Genomic DNA, 17,089 nt, shown 5'->3' with positions numbered 1-17,089 from the left:
GGCGCGGTATGCGCTGGTCGGGCGGGGTCTCCCCGGAGTCATTGGCCTGAGAGTTTCACCACCCGGCGGGGCGGTTTGCACCGTGGGCGAGAAGCGCGATGCTCCTGCTTTTCTCCGTGATTCGCCTGGTGTCCTGCGGTAATGGTGCCTGAGAGTTTACTGGGGAGTATTGCTCCTTCGGCGCCTCGTCCGGCGAGGACGAGGTCTCTCCCGCGAGACGTCATCGGCGCGGTATTCGGTTGTACCGCTCACTGACGCTACGAATCGGCGCTGCCCCGGTCAACAGGAAGACCGAGTGATCTCGGCCCTTGCGCACCGGGTTCTGACTTGAGAGGCGCGTTCTCACCGAGTGGCGAAAAGCCCCAGTGCGCGCCGCAACGCCTCGTCGACCTCTTCGATCTCCTCTCTCGTCAAAGTGCCTGCTTGTTGGCCGAACCGCTGCAGGGGATCGACGGCCTGGATCTGTTCCACCAGGACACGTGTTCGTTGATCTCCGATGCGAATCTCGGGGCGGTGTGCGGCAGGACGTGCGCTGGTAGACGTCGGCGCGGCGATCACGGTCGAGGTCAGGAGCGCGTCCGACTGCAAGATCACGGCGAAGCGCGGACCGCGCTGCTCCTGACCTCGTGCGTTGGGGTTGTCCTTCAAGCGGTAAACGTCACCACGCATCGCCCGCGCCCATCGCTTCGCGGGCTGCGTTGACCTCGGCGAGGTCTTCTGGATCTTGAAGCAGTCTGGCGGATTCCTCTCGCATCTGTTCATTGACGAGGTGTCGATACGACACGTCCAGCGCATAGCGGATGGCGCTGTTGCGTGAGCTGCCATCGCTCATGAGGGCAGCCAGTTTCCGCTCGGCGCTGTCGTCGAGGCGGACGGTGAAGCTGGTGGACATGCCCCAACGGTACGCTGCGTGAACCGGACTGAGAACCAAAAGTGGTTCGCTCGATGGTGTCCCGCTTGGTTCAGCTTTCGCCGGTGAGATCTCCGAGTTGGGCTTTGAGACCGTCGATGAGGGCCGTGAGGGCGAGTTCGAAGCTGGCGGCGTCGATCTCCGCTGCTTTCTGGTGGAGCAGGTGGGCTCTGCTGAGGTGCGGGTAGCGGTTCGTGTAGACGGTGGCGTCGTCCGGGAAGCCGCCGCTGAAGGAGCCCATCGCCGAGCCGACGACCAGGTACTTCGTCGAGGCGCCGATCATCGTGGCGTAGCGCTGCGGCCAGCCGGCGCTGGTGAGGCCGCCGTGGACGGCGTCGGCGGCGCGCAGGGCCGAATCGCGCCGCGCCGGGCCGTAGGCGATGAACGGAACCAGGTTCGGGTGACCGACCAGGGCCGCGCGGTAGGAGCGGGCCCAGGTGCGCAGGCCGGTGACCCAGTCTTGGTCGAAGCCGGAGACGTCGACCGCGCTCATCACCTCGTCGGCGATCTCGTGCAGCAGCTCGTCCTTGGTGGCCACGTGGTTGTACAGCGACGCGGCGCGCACCTCCAGGCGCTGGGCCAGCCTGCGCATCGAGAGCGCTTCCAGGCCCTCGGCGTCGATGATCTCCAGTCCGACCTTCCGGATGCGTTCCGGGGAGAGCAGCGGTGTGCTGGGTCTGGGCAACGTTCGTCTCCTCATCGGAACCCTTGCGGCGTGCGCCGGGACGGTTCTAGGCTGCCACAAAACTAACGGTGTTAGTTACCGGCCTGCACGGAAAGGAACGACGCGATGGTCGACTTCTCGCTCACCGACACCGAGCGCGACATCCGCGACTGGGTGCGCAACTTCGTCCAGCGGGAGCTCATGCCGCTGGAACCGGAGGTCCTGCGCAGGGAGCGGGCCGGTCAGCGCGGGCTCACCAAGGACGAGCTGCTCGAACTCCAGAACAAGGCCAAGGAGGCCGGGTTCTGGGGAGTGCAGACGCCCGAGGAGTACGGCGGCATGGATCTCTCGGCGGTCATGACGGCGCTGATCGAGGTCGAGCTGGGCCGCACCTACGTGCCGTTCCGCTTCGGCGGCTACGCCGACAACATCCTCTACTACGCCAACGAGGAGCAGAAGCAGCGCTACCTGCTGCCGACCATCGAAGGCACCCGCAAGTCCTGCTTCGCCATCACCGAACCCGGCGCGGGATCGGACGCCAAGAACCTCCGCACCACGGCCGTCCGCGACGGTGACGACTGGGTCATCAACGGCGAGAAGACCTTCATCACCGGCGGCATCGACGCCGACTTCGTGATGGTCTTCGCCGTCACCGACCGGGAGAAGGGCGCCAACGGCGGCGTCACCTGCTTCCTCGTCGACCGCGAGCAGGGCTGGAAGTCCGAACCCATCGACATCATGGGACCCGACGAGCGCCAGCCGGCCGCGCTGGTGTTCGACAACGTCCGGGTGCCCGCCGAGAACGTGCTCGGCGAGGTGGGAAACGGGTTCGGGCTGGCCATGCAGTGGATCGGCCGCGGTCGCTACCTGCTCCCGGCGCGGGCGCTGGGTGCCTGCGAGCGTCTGGTCGAGATGGGCTCCGAGTACGCGCAGAACCGCGAGACCTTCGGCGCGCCGATCGCCGACCGGCAGGCCATCCAGTGGATGATCGCCGACTCCGCGGTCGAGATCGAGGCACTGCGCTGGCTCATCCTGCAGGCCGCGTGGCAGGTCGACCAGGGCATGGACTCCCGGCACGCGCAGTCCATCGCCAAGCTCTTCGGCGCCACGCACGCCAACCAGATCGTCGACCGGATCCTGCAGATCCACGGCGGCATGGGCTACACCAAGGAGCTCCCGGTCGAACGCTGGTACCGCGACCTGCGACTGCTCCGGATCTTCGAGGGCACCGACGAGATCCAGCGCCGCACCATCGCCCGCAACGTGCTCAAGGGCCACGCCAGCATCAGCGGCGTCCTGGGCTGAGTCCTGGTGGGTGCGAGCCGAGTCCCGCACCCGAGACGGCGACACCCCGCCCAGGTCGGGGACGTCGTTGCTCCGTTCGGCGAGAGGACCTGTCAGCCGTGGGTGATTTGTCGGTACCCTGGGCGGCAACGGCCTCGATACATCGGGAGTGATGATGTCGCTGTTCAAGAAGGTCACCGACTTCGCCAAGAGCCCCCAGGGCAAGAAGGTCGTCGATCAGGCCAAGAAGTACGCGTCCGACCCCAAGAACAAGGAAAAGATCGACCAGGTCAAGAACAAGTTCATGGGCAAGGGCGGCTCCGGCTCCGGTTCCCAGGGCGGGCACCACTGAGCGGAAATTCCCAGGAACGGCTCCCGGCTTCACGGCCGGGAGCCGTTTTTTGTTGCCGCCAGAGCGATCAACAGTAGAGTCCGGTCCGGGGCCGTTCTCGAAGGCGAGCAGCACGGAGGTCGTGATGGGCAGCGCTTACGTCGCCGGCACCTTCGACACCAAGGGCGCCGAACTGGGCTACGTCGCCGAACTCATCGCCCGAGGGCATCCGGTCACCACCGTCGACCTCTCGACCAGCGCTGAGCGCCCGTCGACCGCCGACGTCGCGGCCACCGAGATCGCCGCGCACCACCCCGGCGGCGCCGACGCGGTGTTCACCGGCGACCGCGGAACGGCCGTGACCGCGATGGCCGAGGCGTTCGCGCGCTTCCTGGCCGAACGCGACGTCGACGGCGTCATCGGGCTCGGCGGCTCCGGCGGGACCGCGCTCATCACCCCCGCCATGCGGGCACTCCCGGTCGGCGTGCCCAAGATGATGGTGTCGACCGTGGCATCCGGTGATGTGTCCGGCTACGTCGACGCCACCGACATCGCGATGTTCCCGTCGGTCACCGACGTCGCCGGGCTCAACCGGATCTCCCGCCGCGTCCTGGCCAACGCCGCGCACGCGCTCCTGGGCGCGATCAGCCACCCGATGCCGCAGGTCGAGGACAAGCCCGCCGTGGCGCTGTCGATGTTCGGCGTCACCACGCCCGCCGTCACCTCGGCCGCCGACCAGCTCGCGGCCGACCACGACCCGCTGGTGTTCCACTCGACCGGGACCGGTGGACGAGCGATGGAGAAGCTCGTCGACGACGGCCTCGTGCGCGCCGTCCTGGACATCACCACCACCGAGATCTGCGACCTCATCGCGGGCGGCGTGATGAGCGCCGGAGAGCAGCGGCTCGACGCCATCGCGCGCACCCGAGTTCCCTACGTCGGCTCCTGCGGAGCGCTGGACATGGTGAACTTCGGTGCGCTGGAGACGGTTCCGGAGCGATACCGCGACCGCACCCTCTACGTGCACAACCCGCAGGTCACGCTCATGCGCACCACGCCGGAGGAATGCCGCGAGATCGGCGCGTTCATCGCGCGCAAGCTCAACGCCTGCCAAGGCCCGGTCCGCTTCCTGCTCCCGACCGGCGGTGTGTCCATGTTGGACTCGCCCGGACAGCCCTTCCACGACCCCGAAGCGGACGCCGCGCTGTTCGACACCATCGAGCGCCAGGTCGAGCAGACCGAGGACCGGCGCGTGCTGCGGGTCGGCCACAACGTCAACGACGAGGAGTTCGTCACGGCGCTGCTGGCCGCATTCCGTGAAATCCTGGATCCGCAAGGGAAAAACCCGGAGCGCTGAGGTGCATCCCGGCACGACACTGGAGAAGCGATGAACGGATTCGACCGCGCGGAGCTGCTGCGCGAGTTCCACGCCAAGGCCCAGCGCGGCGAACCGATCGTCGGAGGTGGCGCGGGAACCGGGCTGTCGGCCAAGTGCGAAGAAGACGGCGGCATCGACCTGATCGTCATCTACAACTCCGGCCGCTACCGGATGGCCGGGCGCGGCTCGCTCGCCGGGCTGATGGCCTACGGCAACGCCAACGACATCGTCGTCGAGATGGCCCGGGAGGTCCTGCCCGTCGTGCAGCGCACCCCGGTGCTCGCCGGGGTCAACGGCACCGACCCGTTCATGCTGCGCGAGCACTTCCTGCGCGAACTCCGGGACCTCGGATTCGCCGGCATCCAGAACTTCCCGACCGTGGGACTCATCGACGGCACCTTCCGGGCCAACCTCGAGGAGACCGGCATGGGCTACGGGCTGGAGGTCGAGCTCGTCGCCGCCGCCCGCGAAGCCGACCTGCTCACCACCCCGTACGTGTTCTCCGCCGACGACGCGCGGCTCATGACCGAAGCCGGAGCCGACATCATCGTCTGCCACATGGGCCTGACCACCGGCGGCTCCATCGGCGCCGAAACCGCCAAGACCCTCGACGACTGCGTCCGGCTCATCGACGAGTGGTCGGAGGCCGCGGCAGAAGTCCGCGAGGACGTGCTCGTGCTCTGCCACGGCGGACCGATCGCGATGCCCGCCGACGCCGCCCACGTCCTGTCGAAGACCAAGCGCTGCCACGGCTTCTACGGCGCCAGCAGCATGGAGCGGCTCCCCGTCGAGACCGCCCTGACCGAGCAGACCAAGGCCTTCACCAACCTCAAGTTCTGAACCCGGGAACCGGAACCTGACACCAGGAGGAGCAATGCGCAGCTACGCCAGCGCCGTCATCGAAGCACCCGTCGACACCGTCTGGGCAGCGGTCCGCGACTTCGACGGGCTACCCGTCTGGCACCCGGCCATCGCCTCCAGCGAGATCGAAGACGGCCTCGCCGCCGCCAGCGTGGGGTGCGTGCGGCGCCTCCAACTCGCCGACGGCGGGGAGGTGCGGGAACGGCTCGTGTCGCTCGACGACGTGGCACGCAGCTACACCTACGAGTTCGTGACCAGCCCCTTCCCGGTCCGCAGCTACCGGTCGACCATTCACGTCCTGCCTGTCACGGCATCCGGGCACAGTTTCGTCGAGTGGTGCGCCGACTTCGATGCCGATGCCGATGTTGAGGCGGAGATGGATCGGACGTTTGCTCAGGGTGTCTATGCCACCGGGTTGAAGGGGCTCGCGGCGCATCTTTCCCGTTGAGGGTCCTTCGGTCGCCTTCGTGCTGCGCGTGCTGCTCGCGTTGGGCCGGGTTCACTGAAACTACTCAGTGGTTCCTCTGCGTGGCGGTGCCGGAAGCGGAACCTCAGACGCCTTCTGGCTCCGGGATCCGAGGCTTATGTATGCCAATACACGACATGTCGGCTGTCCTCCCCAGAAGGCGTCTGAGAACCCGCGGCGGTGCGGGTTGCTCAGGTGGGGCACTGAGAAAGCACCTTCGGTGCTTGTCTGACGGTGGCTGGTGCTTGCTTGGCGGTGAGAAACCGGCTTCGCCGGTTGCCTGACGTGGGTTGACTTGGTGGGTGCGCCGCAGCACCTTCGGTGCTCGGTGCGGAAAGTTCAGGGCTGGGGGAGTGCGGTAACACGTTCCGGTTAGAGTCGGGCCGTGCCAAGCAGGTCTACTTCCGCAGACATCGCCCACTCCGATCGGGTCGTGGTGACCGGAGGCTCCGGCTTCGTCGGCCGTGCCGTGGTGCGCGCGTTCATCGAGCGCGGCACGCCCGTCACCATCGTCGACCTGGAGGCCCCGCCAGAGTCCTTGCGGGACCCGCTGGTGACCTTCGTGGAAGGCGACCTGCGCGACGCCGACGTGCGCGAGCGGGCCGTGGCGCCCGGCAGCGCCGGCATCGTCCACCTGGCCGCGATCACCTCGGTGCTCAAGTCCGTCGAGCAGCCCGCCGCGACCTACGCCAACAACGTCGAGGTCACCCAGCACCTCCTGGAGCTGGCGCGGGAACGCGAGATCGGGCAGTTCATCCTCGCCTCCACCAACGCGGTGGTCGGCGACATCGGGCACGGCACCATCTCCGAAGCGCTGCCGGTCCGACCGCTCACGCCCTACGGCGCCACCAAGGCCGCCTGCGAGATGCTGCTGTCCGGGTACGCCGGCGCCTACGGGATGTCGACCTGCGCGCTGCGGTTCACCAACATCTACGGGCCCGGCATGGGCCACAAGGACAGCTTCGTGCCCCGCCTGATGCGGGCCGCGCTGGCAGGCGAGGGCGTCGAGGTCTTCGGCGACGGCTCGCAGCAGCGCGACTTCGTGCACCTCGACGACGTGGTGCAGGGCGTGCTGGCCGCGTGGGACAAGCAGTACACCGGCACGGCCAGCATCGGCTCCGGCGAGTCGATCACCGTCCTCCAGCTCATCGACGCCGTCCGCACCGCCACCGACATCGACATCCCCGTCAACCACGTGCCCGCCAAGAACGGCGAGATGCCCGCGGTGATCGTCGACGTCTCCAAGGCTCAGCGCGAGCTCGGCTACCAGCCGGCGATGGAACTGACCGACGGTCTGCGCACCGTCTGGGTGGACTTCACCAGCGGAGCGCGGTGACGGCCGCGCTCACGCGCGCGCTGCGCCGGCACTGGCTGCTGGCGCTGCTGGTGCTGGCCGGACTCGCGCTGCGGATCGTCACGCAGCTCGCCTACCGGCCGGCGCTGCTCTACATCGACTCGTTCCGGTACCTCGACGACGTCGGGGTGTTCCACCCGGGCGGCATCAACCCCGTCGGCTACGAGTGGTTCCTGTGGCCGCTGCTGGGCATCGGCGGACTCACCGGCGTCGCCGTCGTGCAGCACCTGCTGGGCATCGGCATCGGCGTCGGCGTGTACGTGCTGCTGCGCCGCTTCGGCGTCCGCGAGTGGCTGGCCGCGCTGGCCGCCGCGCCGGTGCTCCTGGACGCTTACCAGCTGCAGATCGAGCAGCTGATCATGTCCGACCTGCTGTTCCAGGTGCTGCTGCTGATCGCCGTGTACCTGCTGTGCTGGTGGGGCCCGCCGACGCCGAAGGTCGCCGCCCTGGCCGGTGGCGTGCTCGCGCTGTCGGTGATGGTGCGCTCGGTGGGCCTGACGCTGGTGCTGCCCGCAGCCCTGTTCGTGCTGCTGGCCACCGGGCTGCGACCGCGCGGGGGCTGGCGGCCGCGGCTGATCGCCACCGGGGCCCTGGTCGCCGGGTTCGGCGCGGCCGTGCTCGTCTACGCCCTCTACGGCGCGGTCGTCGCGGGCAAGTTCGGCGTCGGCGGTTCCGGCGGCGGGGGAGTGCTCTTCGGGCGCGCGGCGGTCGTGGCCCAGTGCGACGAGCTGGACCTGACCCGCGAAGAGCAGCTGCTGTGCCCCGACGAGCCGCACGAGGTCCGCGAGCAACTCGGCATCGACTTCTACCTGCACCTGTGGGACGTCACCGCCAACGTCGAAAGCCTGCTGCCTGAGGGCACCGATGTCGCCGCCGCGCAGCGCTCGCTCGCCCGGAAGGTCGTGCTCAACCAGCCGCTGGACATCGCTGGCGGCGTCGCCCGCGACTTCTTCAAGGGCTTCGCGCCCACCCGGACCCAAGCGGTCGGCGACGTGCCGCTGGACCGCTGGCAGTTCCAGCTCGACTACCCGATGTTCGCGCCCGACTGGTACGTCCACGAGTGGGCCGAGCTCTACGACGGCGGCGGCCTGCACGCCGATCGCGACCTCGCCTCCTTCCTGCGCGGCTACCAGCTCGGCGGCGGCTACACGCCCGGTCTGCTGCTCGGCGGTGCGCTGCTGCTGGCGGGCGCGGCCGTGCTCGGCGCGGGCCGCGCGCGGCGCAGCGGACTGCGCGCGGTGACCCTGCTGCCCGCGGGGATGGTGACCACCTCGCTGCTGACCGCGTCGGTCATGGAATTCTCCTGGCGCTACCAGCTGCCCGGGCTGGTGCTCATCCCGCTCGCCGGCGCGCTCGGCGCCACCGCGATCTTCGGCCGTCCCGAGGCCACCCGCAGACAACCCCGAACGACGCCCTCCGAGGAGAGCCAGATGCTGACGACCTTCCCCGACGAGGTGGACCGGGACGCGCTCGACGAGTACGCGTCCCGCTACGGCGAACACCGGTTCGCGCCGGTGGTCGTGCTGATCGCCGCCTACAACGAGGAGGAGTCGATCGGCGAGGTGCTCGACGCCATCCCGGGCCGCAGCTGCGACCTCGACATCGACACCCTCGTGGTGGTCGACGGCGCCAAGGACCGCACCGCCGAGGTCTCCCTGGACCACGGCGCCCGCACCTGCGTGGCACCCACCAACCGGGGCCAGGGCGCGGCGCTGCGGCTGGGATACCGGCTGGCCGCGCAGCGCGGCGCGCGCTACGTGATCACCACCGACGCCGATGGCCAGTACGACATCGCCGAGCTGCCGAAGCTGCTGCAGCCGCTGATCGACGACCGCGCCGACTTCGTCAGCGGCTCGCGGCGGCTGGGCAGCAACGAGCGCCCGGCGCTGGTCCGCCGCATCGGAACCCACGTCTTCGCGTGGGTCGTCACCGGCTTGACCAGGCAGAAGATCACCGACACCTCGTTCGGGTTCCGCGGCATGCGGGTGGAGGTGCCGAACTCGGTGACCCTGCAGCAGCCGCAGTACCAGTCCTCCGAGCTGCTGGTGGGACTGCTCAGCCATGGCTACCGGGTGCTGGAGCAGCCGATGCGGATGCTGCAGCGCACCGCCGGCGAGAGCAAGAAGGGCTCCAGCCTGAGCTACGGCTACCGCTACGCCAAGGTCGTGCTCGGCACCTGGTGGCGGGAGCGCCGCAGCACCGGCCCCGTTCCGGCTGCGGAGACGATCAGCGAGCGGCCCGCTGCTGTGGCCGACTGAAGACGAGCCGGTCGATCAGCACGAACTTGATCACGAACATCACCACGTAGGTCCCGATGAAGGCGCCCCACACCACGGCCACCTGCGCCGGCCGGGTGTGCGGGAACGCCGAGGTCGCCGCGATCTCGGCGAGATGCGTGGCGCCCGCGGCCAGCAACGCGGTGCCGACCGAGATGACGCCGTAGCGCAGGAGTTCGCCGCGCAGCGCCTCGCGCCCGCCACCGCCCCAGGTGCGCCGGTTGAGCGTGAAGTTCGGGATCGCCCCGGCCAGCCACGCCAGCACGGTCGAGACCACCGGCGTCGCTCCGAGCGAGTAGCTCAGCAGGAACACGACCTGGCTGATGCCGGTCGCGACCACCGAGGCCGCTGCGAACCTGCTGATCAACCGCCAGTAGCGAGCACGGCCGGTGACCGACTGCTGCGCCACGAGTCCTCCTGAAAAATTCATGCGCCCGTGTGATGGACGCACACGATACCGATCGCTGTGCGTGGTCTTCTTGGAGTGCTCAAGAGATGAGAGCATGCGTGATGTTCATGCTGCACTACTGGCGGGAAAGAGGGAGACAGGCGTGCGAATCCTCGTCCTCGGAGGCGACGGCTACCTCGGTTGGCCGACCGCTCTTCACCTGTCCGACTGCGGGCACGATGTTGCCGTAGCGGACAACTACGCCCGTCGGGGCTACGACCACGAAATGGGCGTCGAGAGCCTCGTGCCGATCGAGTCGATGCAGGTCCGCCTGAACGCGTGGCACGAGGTTTCGGGCAAGACCATCAAGCACTACTACGGTGACCTCGTCGACGGCGACTTCACCACCGAGATGATCGCCGACTTCCGGCCGGACACCATCGTGCACTTCGCCGAGCAGCGTGCGGCGCCGTACTCGATGATCGATCGCAAGCACGCCGTCTACACCCAGCAGAACAACGTGGTCGGCAACCTCAACGTGCTGTTCGCGATCCAGGAGGTCGATCCCGAGATCCACCTGGTCAAGCTGGGCACGATGGGCGAGTACGGAACGCCGAACATCGACATCGAGGAAGGCTGGCTGGAGGTCACCCACAACGGGCGGACCGACCGGATGCTCTACCCGAAGAAGCCGGGCTCCTTCTACCACCTGAGCAAGGTGCACGACAGCCACAACATCGAGTTCGCCTGCCGCATCTGGGGTTTGCGGGCCACCGACCTCAACCAGGGCGTGGTCTACGGGCAGGAGACCCCGCAGACCGCGCGGGACCCGCGGCTGGCGACCCGGTTCGACTACGACGCGATCTTCGGCACCGTGCTCAACCGGTTCGTCATCCAGGCGGTGCTGGGCCACCCGCTGACGGTGTACTCGCCGGGCGGTCAGACCCGCGGCATGATCGACGTCCGGGACACCGTGGAGTGCATCCGGCTGGCGGCTGAGAACCCGGCCGACCGCGGCGAGTTCCGGGTGTTCAACCAGATCACCGAGAGCTACTCGGTCGGTGAGATCGCGAAGACGATCGCGAACAACTTCGACGGTCAGGTCGAGGTCGAGCACGTCGAGAACCCGCGCGTCGAGCAGGGCGAGCACTACTACAACGTCAAGCACACCGGTCTGGTGGAGCTGGGCCTGGATCCGCACCTGCTGTCGAACACGCTCATCGAGTCGCTGTTCGCGGTGGCCGACAAGCACAAGCACCGGGTCGACCTGGCCGCGATGCGGCCGACGGTGAACTGGCGCAAGGCCAGCAACCCGATGCGGGACGAGAAGTAGCGGAGTCAGAAGAGTGCCCCGGGCTGTGTTTCCGCCCGGGGCGCCTTACCGCGTGTCGGGGGGCTTCCACGCGGCAGGTTCGAACATTAGCTCTTCACCGTTGATCTCGGCGATACGGCACGCGGGTACATCTGGGACCCCGTTGTGAACGCCGGTTAACAGCCGTCGCACCTCTGCCGACTCGGTCAAACAGGGCGATTCCGCCACAAAGCGCACCGGCGCTCACGTCCGGTCGGCCCTGGGCGGAACCGTCCCGTGCCTGCTCAGCTCTGCGCGGTCGCCGGAGCGTCCTCTTCGAGGCCCTCGATCTCGCGGCGCTCGCTGATGATCACGCGAATGGTGTAGGCCAATGCCGCGATCCAGGCCACCACGATCGCTCCGTAGATCACCGTGGGCGCGGGTGCCGGGAAGTCGAACGCCTTGATCAGCGTCCGCGCGTTGGTCAGCACGATCAGACCGCCGGCGCCGACGCCGATCAGCCGCATCGGCACGATCCGCACCAGGTAGGCGGCCAGCGGAGCCGCCAGCACGCCGCCTAGCAGCAACGCGCCCACGGTCGTCCAGGACAGCTTCTGGTCGGCCAGCGAGAACAGGAAGCCCAGGCTCGCCGCGATCGCGATCAGGAATTCGCTGGTGTCGACCGAGCCGACGACCTTGCGGGGCTCGACCTTGCCGGTGCTCAGCAGGGTCGGCGTCGCGACGGGGCCCCAGCCGCCGCCACCGGTGGCGTCCACGAACCCGGCGACCAGGCCGAGCGGGGCCAGCAGCTTGGAGCTGACGCCGGTGAGCTGGCGGCGGCGCAGCGGCCGGATCGCGAACCGCAGCAGCACGTAGAGGCCCAGCGCGAGCAGGATGGCCGACATCCACGGTTCCGCGGCCTCGGTGGAGACGTTGCTCAGCGCGGTCGCACCGAGGAACGCGCCGACCGCGCCGGGCACGCCGAGGGTGAGCACGATCTTCCAGTCGACGTTGCCGAACTTCCAGTGCGAGATGCCGGAGGCGACCGAGGTGCCGATCTCTGCCAGGTGCACCGATGCCGAGGCCAGCGCCGGGGTGAGGCCGGCGGTCAGCAGGATGGTCGTCGAGGTGACGCCGTATGCCATGCCGAGCGAGCCGTCGACCAGCTGCGCGACGAAACCGCCGATCGCGAAGATCAGGAATGCTTGCACGATGTCTCCGTACGGGATCCGGGACGCGACGAGCTCGCGGCGCGAGGTCTCGTGGCGGGTTGGTGAGGATGCGCGGACAGGTGGGCGCGACTAGGGACTAGCGCGAGCGCCGACACCGTGCGGAGGTGACGCGGCGCAGGTCTACGTGGAGGCGCTGCGCGAGCAGCCGCCACTGATCACCGGGCGTCATGGGGACAGTCAAACAGATCGCGCGTTCGAGTGGCAGCGTCTCCCAGGATGCGGGAAGCCTCACCAGGGCCGTCGAGGCTGCGTTGTGTTGAAAGCCACCATTCACCCGTTTCGATCTTGCGCTCGTCCGGAGGGCTTCTCGGCGAGGAATGTCCACTGTGGACAACCTACCTGCGGGTAGTGGTTCCGGTAGCTGTTGCGCGCCTTGACGATCTAGCGGCTGCCGTCTTCGTGACCTGCGTGGATTGTTCGAATCAAGGTTGCCCGAGCTGCGGCCGCCGGTTGTGGAAAGGCGCGCTCGCGTCGTGAAGGCGGGGTCTCCCGCGTTATCGAACAGCGATCTCTGAGCGTCACTAAAAGTCACCATGTGTATGGCGCAGTCGGGTGAACCATCTGCTGAGTGACCCATCGGTTGCGGCCCCCTGTGACTGTCAGCTACGTTCTGATCCGCACGTCACGGTTCGATCACGACAAGATCTCTTTCCCTGAGGAGCTCTTGCCCGCACCCCCGAAACGCGGGAGTGGCCGGACCGACCCCCGACGGAAGGTAGTGATGGGCAAGCATCGCAAGGAAGACCGGCTCCCCCCGACAGCCGGTCTTCCGCTCCGCAACAAGGTTGTGGCTGCGGTGGTGGCCGGCGGCGCGTTCGCGGCGGTGGGGCAACCCCTCGCCGCGAACGCGGGCGCCGGTCAGCAGCGCGACGTTCAGCCCTTGGCAGGCGCCAAGAACCTGAGCACCGCAATCACCGGCACTCAGAACAGCCCCGCGGCCGTCCGGCTGCTGAAGACCCAGTTGCCGGCCCAGGCCGAGGCGCGGTCCGAAGCGCAGGAGCTGGCCAAGGCCAAGGCCATCGAGGCCGAGCGCATCGTCCGCGAAGAAGCCGCTCGGCAGGCGGCCGAGGCCGCCGAAGAGGCGAAGCGCGCGGCTGAGGAGAAGGCGCGCAAGGCCGCCGGCTTCCACGTCCCCGCCGAGGGTCGCTACACCTCCGGGTTCGGCTCGCGCTGGGGCAGCAGCCACATGGGCATCGACATCGCCAACAGCATCGGCACTCCGATCTACTCGGTCGCGCCCGGCGAGGTCATCGACGCGGGCCCGGCCAGCGGTTTCGGCATGTGGGTCCGGGTGGAGCACGACGACGGGACGGTCACCGTCTACGGGCACGTCAACACGATCCTGGCCGAGGAAGGGCAGCGGGTCGGTGCCGGCGAGCAGATCGCCACCATCGGCAACCGCGGCCAGTCCACCGGACCTCACCTGCACTTCGAGGTCCACGAGGACGGGACCAAGATCAACCCGCTGCCGTGGCTCCGCGAGCGCGGCATCGACGTCACCTGAGCGACGTCGACCAGGAACAACCGCCCGGGGTCCGCCTCCCCCGACTGACCCCGGGCGGTTCACCACTCCCAGCGCCCGCCGCCGAGCCGAGGCTCAATGGGCGGTGGTCCTGCTCGGGTCCGGTCTGCGGCGCAGCCTGCGCGGCAGGGAGAGCGGTCGCCGGGCCGTCACCGGTTCGTCGGCGGGCCGGTCCTGGTGGTCGGTGTCGCCTGCGAGCTTCGCCAGGTCGATGCGCGCACCCACGTGTCCTCCCTCGGCTGATCTGCTTCGATCAAGAACAACGCTAGCCGACGGGGAGCAGCGGGAAATCCGCTCTTCTACTCATTCCTCACGGCTCGGTCGGTTGCGGAGCGTGCGCATCGTCGTCGATGCGCTGGCGCAACCACACCAGCGTCCGCGACAGCAACCGCGAGACGTGCATCTGCGAGATGCCGACCTGGTCGGCGATCTGGGTCTGCGTCATGCCGCGGAAGAAGCGCATCACCAGGATGCGGCGCTCCCGCTCGGGCAGCTCCTCCAGCAGCGGCCGGACCATCTCGCGGTTCTCCACCTCGGCCAGCTCCGCGTCGTCGGATCCGATCGCGTCACCGAGCGGGATCTCGTCGGTGTCGGTGAGCAACTCGTCCAGCGACGCGCTGCGGTAGGCGTTGCCCGCCTCGAGCCCGTGGTAGACGTCGTCGGTGCTGATGCCGAGGTGCTTCGCCAGCTCGGAAGGGGTGGGCGCACGGCCCAGCTCCTGCGAGAGCCGGGCGATCGCACCCGAGACCGACAGGTGGAGCTCCTGCAGCCGGCGCGGCATCCGCACGGCCCAGCCCGTGTCGCGGAAGTGCCTGCGGACCTCGCCCATGATCGTCGGCACCGCGTAGGACAGGAAGTCGACCCCGCGGTCCGGGTCGAAGCGGTCGACCGCGTTGATCAGACCCAGCACCGCCACCTGCGCCAGGTCTTCCTGGGACTCGCCGCGGTGGCTGAAGCGGCGGGCGATGTGCTCGGCTACCGGCAGGTGTTCGGTGACCAGCTCGTCGCGGAGAACGGAGCGTCGTGGATCCTTCTCGTCGAGCTTCGCGAGCTCACCGAAGAGCGGCGCCAGCTTGTCGTAGCGCTCGTTGCGCGAATGAGTGGAATCCGTTCGTCTCACACCTGAGCCGTCCGTCCCTTGGTCAACTCGATCCGCACCAGGTGATTTCCGTTGGCAGTGGGATCCGACTCGACCGAGGTTGACACAACGTCGGCCAGCGCGCTGAGCACGCGCCAGCTGAAAGTGTCCTTGCGGGGCCCAGAATCGTTCTTGCTGAGTACTTCTGCTGTGATCGACAACTGCTCTCCGGTTTGCCGGAACCGGCAGACCAGGGGAGCGTCCCGTGCGGCCAGCCGGACCAGCGACGAGCACGCCTCGTCGACCGCCAACCTCAGGTCCGCGATCGAGTCGACGTCGTGATCGGCGCGCATCGCCAGGTCACCCACGACGGCCCGCATCACCGACAGCTGATCGGGTTCGGCCGGAACCCGGACTTCGACCTGGTTCGGAGCGGAAGTCTCAGGAGCCACCTGCGCGACCTCGCGTTCCACGCTCATCTCGCCGACCACCTCATCTCGGAGCGGCGTTCACTCGTGGTGACCTGCTCTTGCGGCTAACTGGTACCCGTGACCCCGGTCGTGCAAACGGACGCCCGGTCAGAGGCTCGTCCAGAAATCCCAGAACCGCTGCAGGATCAGGGCCACGATCACGACGTACCACACTACGACCACCACGCTGTGGAACCGCGTCAGCGCCACGCCGAGGGAGCGGCCGCCGCCGAAGTGCCCCTCGCGCAGGTTGTGCAGCGTCGTGTACCAGAACAGCGGGATCGTCACGGCCCACACGACCATGCAGTACGGGCACAGCGCCCCGATCGAGTACAGGCTCTGCACGATCAGCCAGTGGATGAACACCACGGCGAGCGTCGTGCCGACCTGCATGCCCAGCCAGAACCATCGCGGCGGGCGGAACCCCGTCAGCGCCGCGACCCCGGCGGTGACCACCACCGGGAACGCGGCGACACCGATCAGCGGGTTCGGGAAGCCCAGCAGCGCGGCCTGCGCGCTGTCCATCACCGAACCGCAGGAGACGATCGGGTTGATGCTGCACGAGGGGATGTAGCCCGGATTCGAGAGCTTGGCGAGCTTTTCGACGATCAGCGCGAACGAGGCGCCGAGCCCGATCACGCCGCCCACGACGTAGAGCCAGGCCAGGCCCCGCGGGCCGGCGGTGGACCGAGGGGCGTCGGGCGCGGCCTGTTCGACGGCGTGGGCGGTGGTCACTTCGCCAGCTCCTGGTCCAGCTGCTGGCGGAAGGCCTGCTCGACGTTGCCGCTGCTGGGCTCGAACTTGTGACCGTTGATGAAGATCGTCGGTGTGCCCGAGACCCCGGCGGCTTCGCCGTCGGCCACGTCGCGGTCGATCTTGGCCTGGACCTTGGGGGAGACCATGTCCTGCTTGAAGCGGTTGACGTCCAAGCCGATCTGCTGCGCGTACTGCTCGAACTTCGCGTTGGCCTTGGCCTCGTCGCTGTTGAGCTCGCTCGCGTTCACGGTCGCCCAGCCGGCCCAGTCGTCGAACAGCGCGTGGTACATCTCCTTGAACTTGCCCTGCAGCGCGGCGGCCTCAGCGGCGCGCGCGGCGTTCTGCCCCAGCGGGTGCATCTGCAGCGGGAAGTTACGCGGGACGAAGGTGATCCGGCCCGCGTAGTCGTTCTCCACCTTCTTCATGAGCTGCGAGTAGTACGAGTGGCAGGTCGAGCACTGGTAGTCGAGGAACTCGGTGACGGTGACCTTGCCGTCAGGTGCCTCGGTGAGGACGTTGCTGTCGGGCTTGCGCAGCACCTCGGCAGGCACCGGCGGCTGGCCCGCGCCGGCGTCGCCACCGCTGTCGCCGGAGCGGTTGAACAGCAGCACACCACCGATCACCAGCACTGCGACGACCACCACCACGATGGTGAGGATGACGTTGGTGGAGACCCCGCTCTTCTGGGTCACCAGGTTCTGGTTCTTCGGCATCGTGCGCATTCACCTTCGGCGGTTGTGAGGGGAACCGACCAAAACAGTCTCGCGCATTCACCCGGTCGGGAAATTCTGCGGGGGTCGACTCACAGCACCTTCACAGCGACCTCTC

The 17,089-nt window shown here is 68.2% G+C and carries 19 protein-coding genes and 2 riboswitches; of the genes, 9 read left to right on the top strand and 10 right to left on the bottom strand.

The features are described from left to right. Nucleotides 1–25: 25 nt before the first annotated feature. Nucleotides 26–125, bottom strand: a riboswitch (glycine riboswitch). Between the two features lies 1 nt (nucleotide 126). Beyond that, nucleotides 127–223: riboswitch (glycine riboswitch) on the bottom strand. A 119-nt stretch (nucleotides 224–342) separates the two neighbouring features. The 3 genes from FHU35_RS06435 to FHU35_RS06425 all read right to left on the bottom strand — a co-directional run bounded on the left by FHU35_RS06435 (nucleotide 343) and on the right by FHU35_RS06425 (nucleotide 1,595). Continuing rightward, complete coding sequence (locus FHU35_RS06435) at nucleotides 343–648, bottom strand: type II toxin-antitoxin system PemK/MazF family toxin (protein ID WP_246110096.1); 306 nt, start codon at nucleotides 646–648, stop codon at nucleotides 343–345. A gap of 10 nt (nucleotides 649–658) precedes the next feature. Next, on the bottom strand, nucleotides 659–892 hold the full coding sequence (locus FHU35_RS06430) for a hypothetical protein (RefSeq protein WP_145737424.1): 234 nt from the start codon (nucleotides 890–892) through the stop codon (nucleotides 659–661). Between the two features lie 70 nt (nucleotides 893–962). Next, nucleotides 963–1,595: a TetR/AcrR family transcriptional regulator gene (locus FHU35_RS06425; protein WP_145737423.1), complete on the bottom strand. Its 633-nt coding sequence runs from the start codon at nucleotides 1,593–1,595 to the stop codon at nucleotides 963–965. Nucleotides 1,596–1,700: 105 nt separating this feature from the next. Here FHU35_RS06425 and FHU35_RS06420 point away from each other — a divergent pair, with 105 nt between their 5' ends. The 7 genes from FHU35_RS06420 (at nucleotide 1,701) to FHU35_RS06395 (ending at nucleotide 9,506) form a co-directional block, all read left to right on the top strand. Next, complete coding sequence (locus tag FHU35_RS06420) at nucleotides 1,701–2,879, top strand: acyl-CoA dehydrogenase family protein (RefSeq protein ID WP_145737422.1); 1,179 nt, start codon at nucleotides 1,701–1,703, stop codon at nucleotides 2,877–2,879. 154 nt (nucleotides 2,880–3,033) lie between these two features. Next, complete coding sequence (locus tag FHU35_RS29190; RefSeq protein ID WP_186459280.1) at nucleotides 3,034–3,210, top strand: hypothetical protein; 177 nt, start codon at nucleotides 3,034–3,036, stop codon at nucleotides 3,208–3,210. A gap of 124 nt (nucleotides 3,211–3,334) precedes the next feature. Next, the gene (locus tag FHU35_RS06415) at nucleotides 3,335–4,546 is read left to right on the top strand and encodes a Tm-1-like ATP-binding domain-containing protein (protein WP_145737421.1); all 1,212 of its coding nucleotides are present in this window, start codon (nucleotides 3,335–3,337) and stop codon (nucleotides 4,544–4,546) included. A gap of 30 nt (nucleotides 4,547–4,576) precedes the next feature. Beyond that, nucleotides 4,577–5,407: a phosphoenolpyruvate hydrolase family protein gene (locus FHU35_RS06410; protein WP_145737420.1), complete on the top strand. Its 831-nt coding sequence runs from the start codon at nucleotides 4,577–4,579 to the stop codon at nucleotides 5,405–5,407. Between the two features lie 34 nt (nucleotides 5,408–5,441). Further along, nucleotides 5,442–5,876 (top strand): SRPBCC family protein, encoded by a 435-nt coding sequence (locus tag FHU35_RS06405; protein ID WP_145737419.1) that lies wholly within the window; start codon nucleotides 5,442–5,444, stop codon nucleotides 5,874–5,876. 403 nt (nucleotides 5,877–6,279) lie between these two features. Beyond that, nucleotides 6,280–7,230 carry an NAD-dependent epimerase/dehydratase family protein gene (locus tag FHU35_RS06400; RefSeq protein WP_246110095.1) on the top strand — a complete coding sequence of 317 codons (951 nt, stop codon included), beginning with the start codon at nucleotides 6,280–6,282 and terminating at the stop codon, nucleotides 7,228–7,230. Continuing rightward, nucleotides 7,227–9,506 (top strand): glycosyltransferase family 2 protein, encoded by a 2,280-nt coding sequence (locus tag FHU35_RS06395; RefSeq protein ID WP_145737418.1) that lies wholly within the window; start codon nucleotides 7,227–7,229, stop codon nucleotides 9,504–9,506. Before FHU35_RS06400 ends, FHU35_RS06395 begins: the two co-directional genes overlap by 4 nt. Here FHU35_RS06395 and FHU35_RS06390 read toward each other — a convergent pair. After that, entirely contained in the window at nucleotides 9,475–9,933 is a 459-nt protein-coding gene (locus FHU35_RS06390) for a GtrA family protein (protein ID WP_246110094.1), read from the bottom strand. The genes FHU35_RS06395 and FHU35_RS06390 overlap by 32 nt on opposite strands. A 142-nt stretch (nucleotides 9,934–10,075) precedes the next feature. On the opposite strand from FHU35_RS06390, the gene FHU35_RS06385 reads away from it, so the two are divergent. Next, nucleotides 10,076–11,245, top strand: a complete 1,170-nt coding sequence (locus FHU35_RS06385) for an NAD-dependent epimerase/dehydratase family protein (RefSeq protein WP_145737416.1) — start codon at nucleotides 10,076–10,078, stop codon at nucleotides 11,243–11,245. 263 nt (nucleotides 11,246–11,508) lie between these two features. Here the strand turns inward: FHU35_RS06385 and FHU35_RS06380 are convergent, their stop codons facing one another. After that, complete coding sequence (locus FHU35_RS06380) at nucleotides 11,509–12,414, bottom strand: sulfite exporter TauE/SafE family protein (RefSeq protein WP_145737415.1); 906 nt, start codon at nucleotides 12,412–12,414, stop codon at nucleotides 11,509–11,511. Between the two features lie 742 nt (nucleotides 12,415–13,156). Between FHU35_RS06380 and FHU35_RS06375 the strand changes: the two genes are divergently transcribed. Further along, nucleotides 13,157–13,939 (top strand): M23 family metallopeptidase, encoded by a 783-nt coding sequence (locus FHU35_RS06375; protein ID WP_145737414.1) that lies wholly within the window; start codon nucleotides 13,157–13,159, stop codon nucleotides 13,937–13,939. Between the two features lie 93 nt (nucleotides 13,940–14,032). Here FHU35_RS06375 and FHU35_RS29185 read toward each other — a convergent pair whose 3' ends face one another. From FHU35_RS29185 to FHU35_RS06355, 5 genes are all read right to left on the bottom strand, one after another. Further along, a complete protein-coding gene (locus FHU35_RS29185) occupies nucleotides 14,033–14,182 on the bottom strand; it encodes a hypothetical protein (RefSeq protein WP_186459279.1) in 150 nt (49 codons plus the stop codon). Between the two features lie 85 nt (nucleotides 14,183–14,267). Then, entirely contained in the window at nucleotides 14,268–15,077 is an 810-nt protein-coding gene (locus tag FHU35_RS06370; protein WP_145737413.1) for a SigB/SigF/SigG family RNA polymerase sigma factor, read from the bottom strand. Beyond that, nucleotides 15,074–15,514 carry an ATP-binding protein gene (locus FHU35_RS06365; protein ID WP_145737412.1) on the bottom strand — a complete coding sequence of 147 codons (441 nt, stop codon included), beginning with the start codon at nucleotides 15,512–15,514 and terminating at the stop codon, nucleotides 15,074–15,076. Before FHU35_RS06365 ends, FHU35_RS06370 begins: the two co-directional genes overlap by 4 nt. 99 nt (nucleotides 15,515–15,613) lie before the next feature. Next, nucleotides 15,614–16,240: a vitamin K epoxide reductase family protein gene (locus tag FHU35_RS06360; protein ID WP_145737411.1), complete on the bottom strand. Its 627-nt coding sequence runs from the start codon at nucleotides 16,238–16,240 to the stop codon at nucleotides 15,614–15,616. Continuing rightward, nucleotides 16,237–16,974, bottom strand: a complete 738-nt coding sequence (locus FHU35_RS06355; protein WP_145737410.1) for a DsbA family protein — start codon at nucleotides 16,972–16,974, stop codon at nucleotides 16,237–16,239. Before FHU35_RS06355 ends, FHU35_RS06360 begins: the two co-directional genes overlap by 4 nt. Nucleotides 16,975–17,089: the final 115 nt, after the last annotated feature.

Origin of the sequence: Saccharopolyspora dendranthemae (genome assembly GCF_007829955.1) — a bacterium.
Lineage (GTDB): Bacteria > Actinomycetota > Actinomycetes > Mycobacteriales > Pseudonocardiaceae > Saccharopolyspora > Saccharopolyspora dendranthemae.
The sequence above is the reverse complement of the archived record's forward strand: the minus strand, read 5'-3'. Positions and strand labels throughout refer to the sequence as shown.

What these genes read in the sequence shown, in the direction of transcription:
- FHU35_RS06430 (WP_145737424.1), bottom strand. Translation starts at nt 892, where the DNA reads ATGTCCACCAGCTTCACCGTCCGCCTCGACGACAGCGCCGAGCGGAAA.
- FHU35_RS06420 (WP_145737422.1), top strand. Translation starts at nt 1,701, where the DNA reads ATGGTCGACTTCTCGCTCACCGACACCGAGCGCGACATCCGCGACTGG.
- FHU35_RS29190 (WP_186459280.1), top strand. Translation starts at nt 3,034, where the DNA reads ATGTCGCTGTTCAAGAAGGTCACCGACTTCGCCAAGAGCCCCCAGGGC.
- FHU35_RS06415 (WP_145737421.1), top strand. Translation starts at nt 3,335, where the DNA reads ATGGGCAGCGCTTACGTCGCCGGCACCTTCGACACCAAGGGCGCCGAA.
- FHU35_RS06410 (WP_145737420.1), top strand. Translation starts at nt 4,577, where the DNA reads ATGAACGGATTCGACCGCGCGGAGCTGCTGCGCGAGTTCCACGCCAAG.
- FHU35_RS06405 (WP_145737419.1), top strand. Translation starts at nt 5,442, where the DNA reads ATGCGCAGCTACGCCAGCGCCGTCATCGAAGCACCCGTCGACACCGTC.
- FHU35_RS06375 (WP_145737414.1), top strand. Translation starts at nt 13,157, where the DNA reads ATGGGCAAGCATCGCAAGGAAGACCGGCTCCCCCCGACAGCCGGTCTT.
- FHU35_RS06365 (WP_145737412.1), bottom strand. Translation starts at nt 15,514, where the DNA reads ATGAGCGTGGAACGCGAGGTCGCGCAGGTGGCTCCTGAGACTTCCGCT.
- FHU35_RS06355 (WP_145737410.1), bottom strand. Translation starts at nt 16,974, where the DNA reads ATGCCGAAGAACCAGAACCTGGTGACCCAGAAGAGCGGGGTCTCCACC.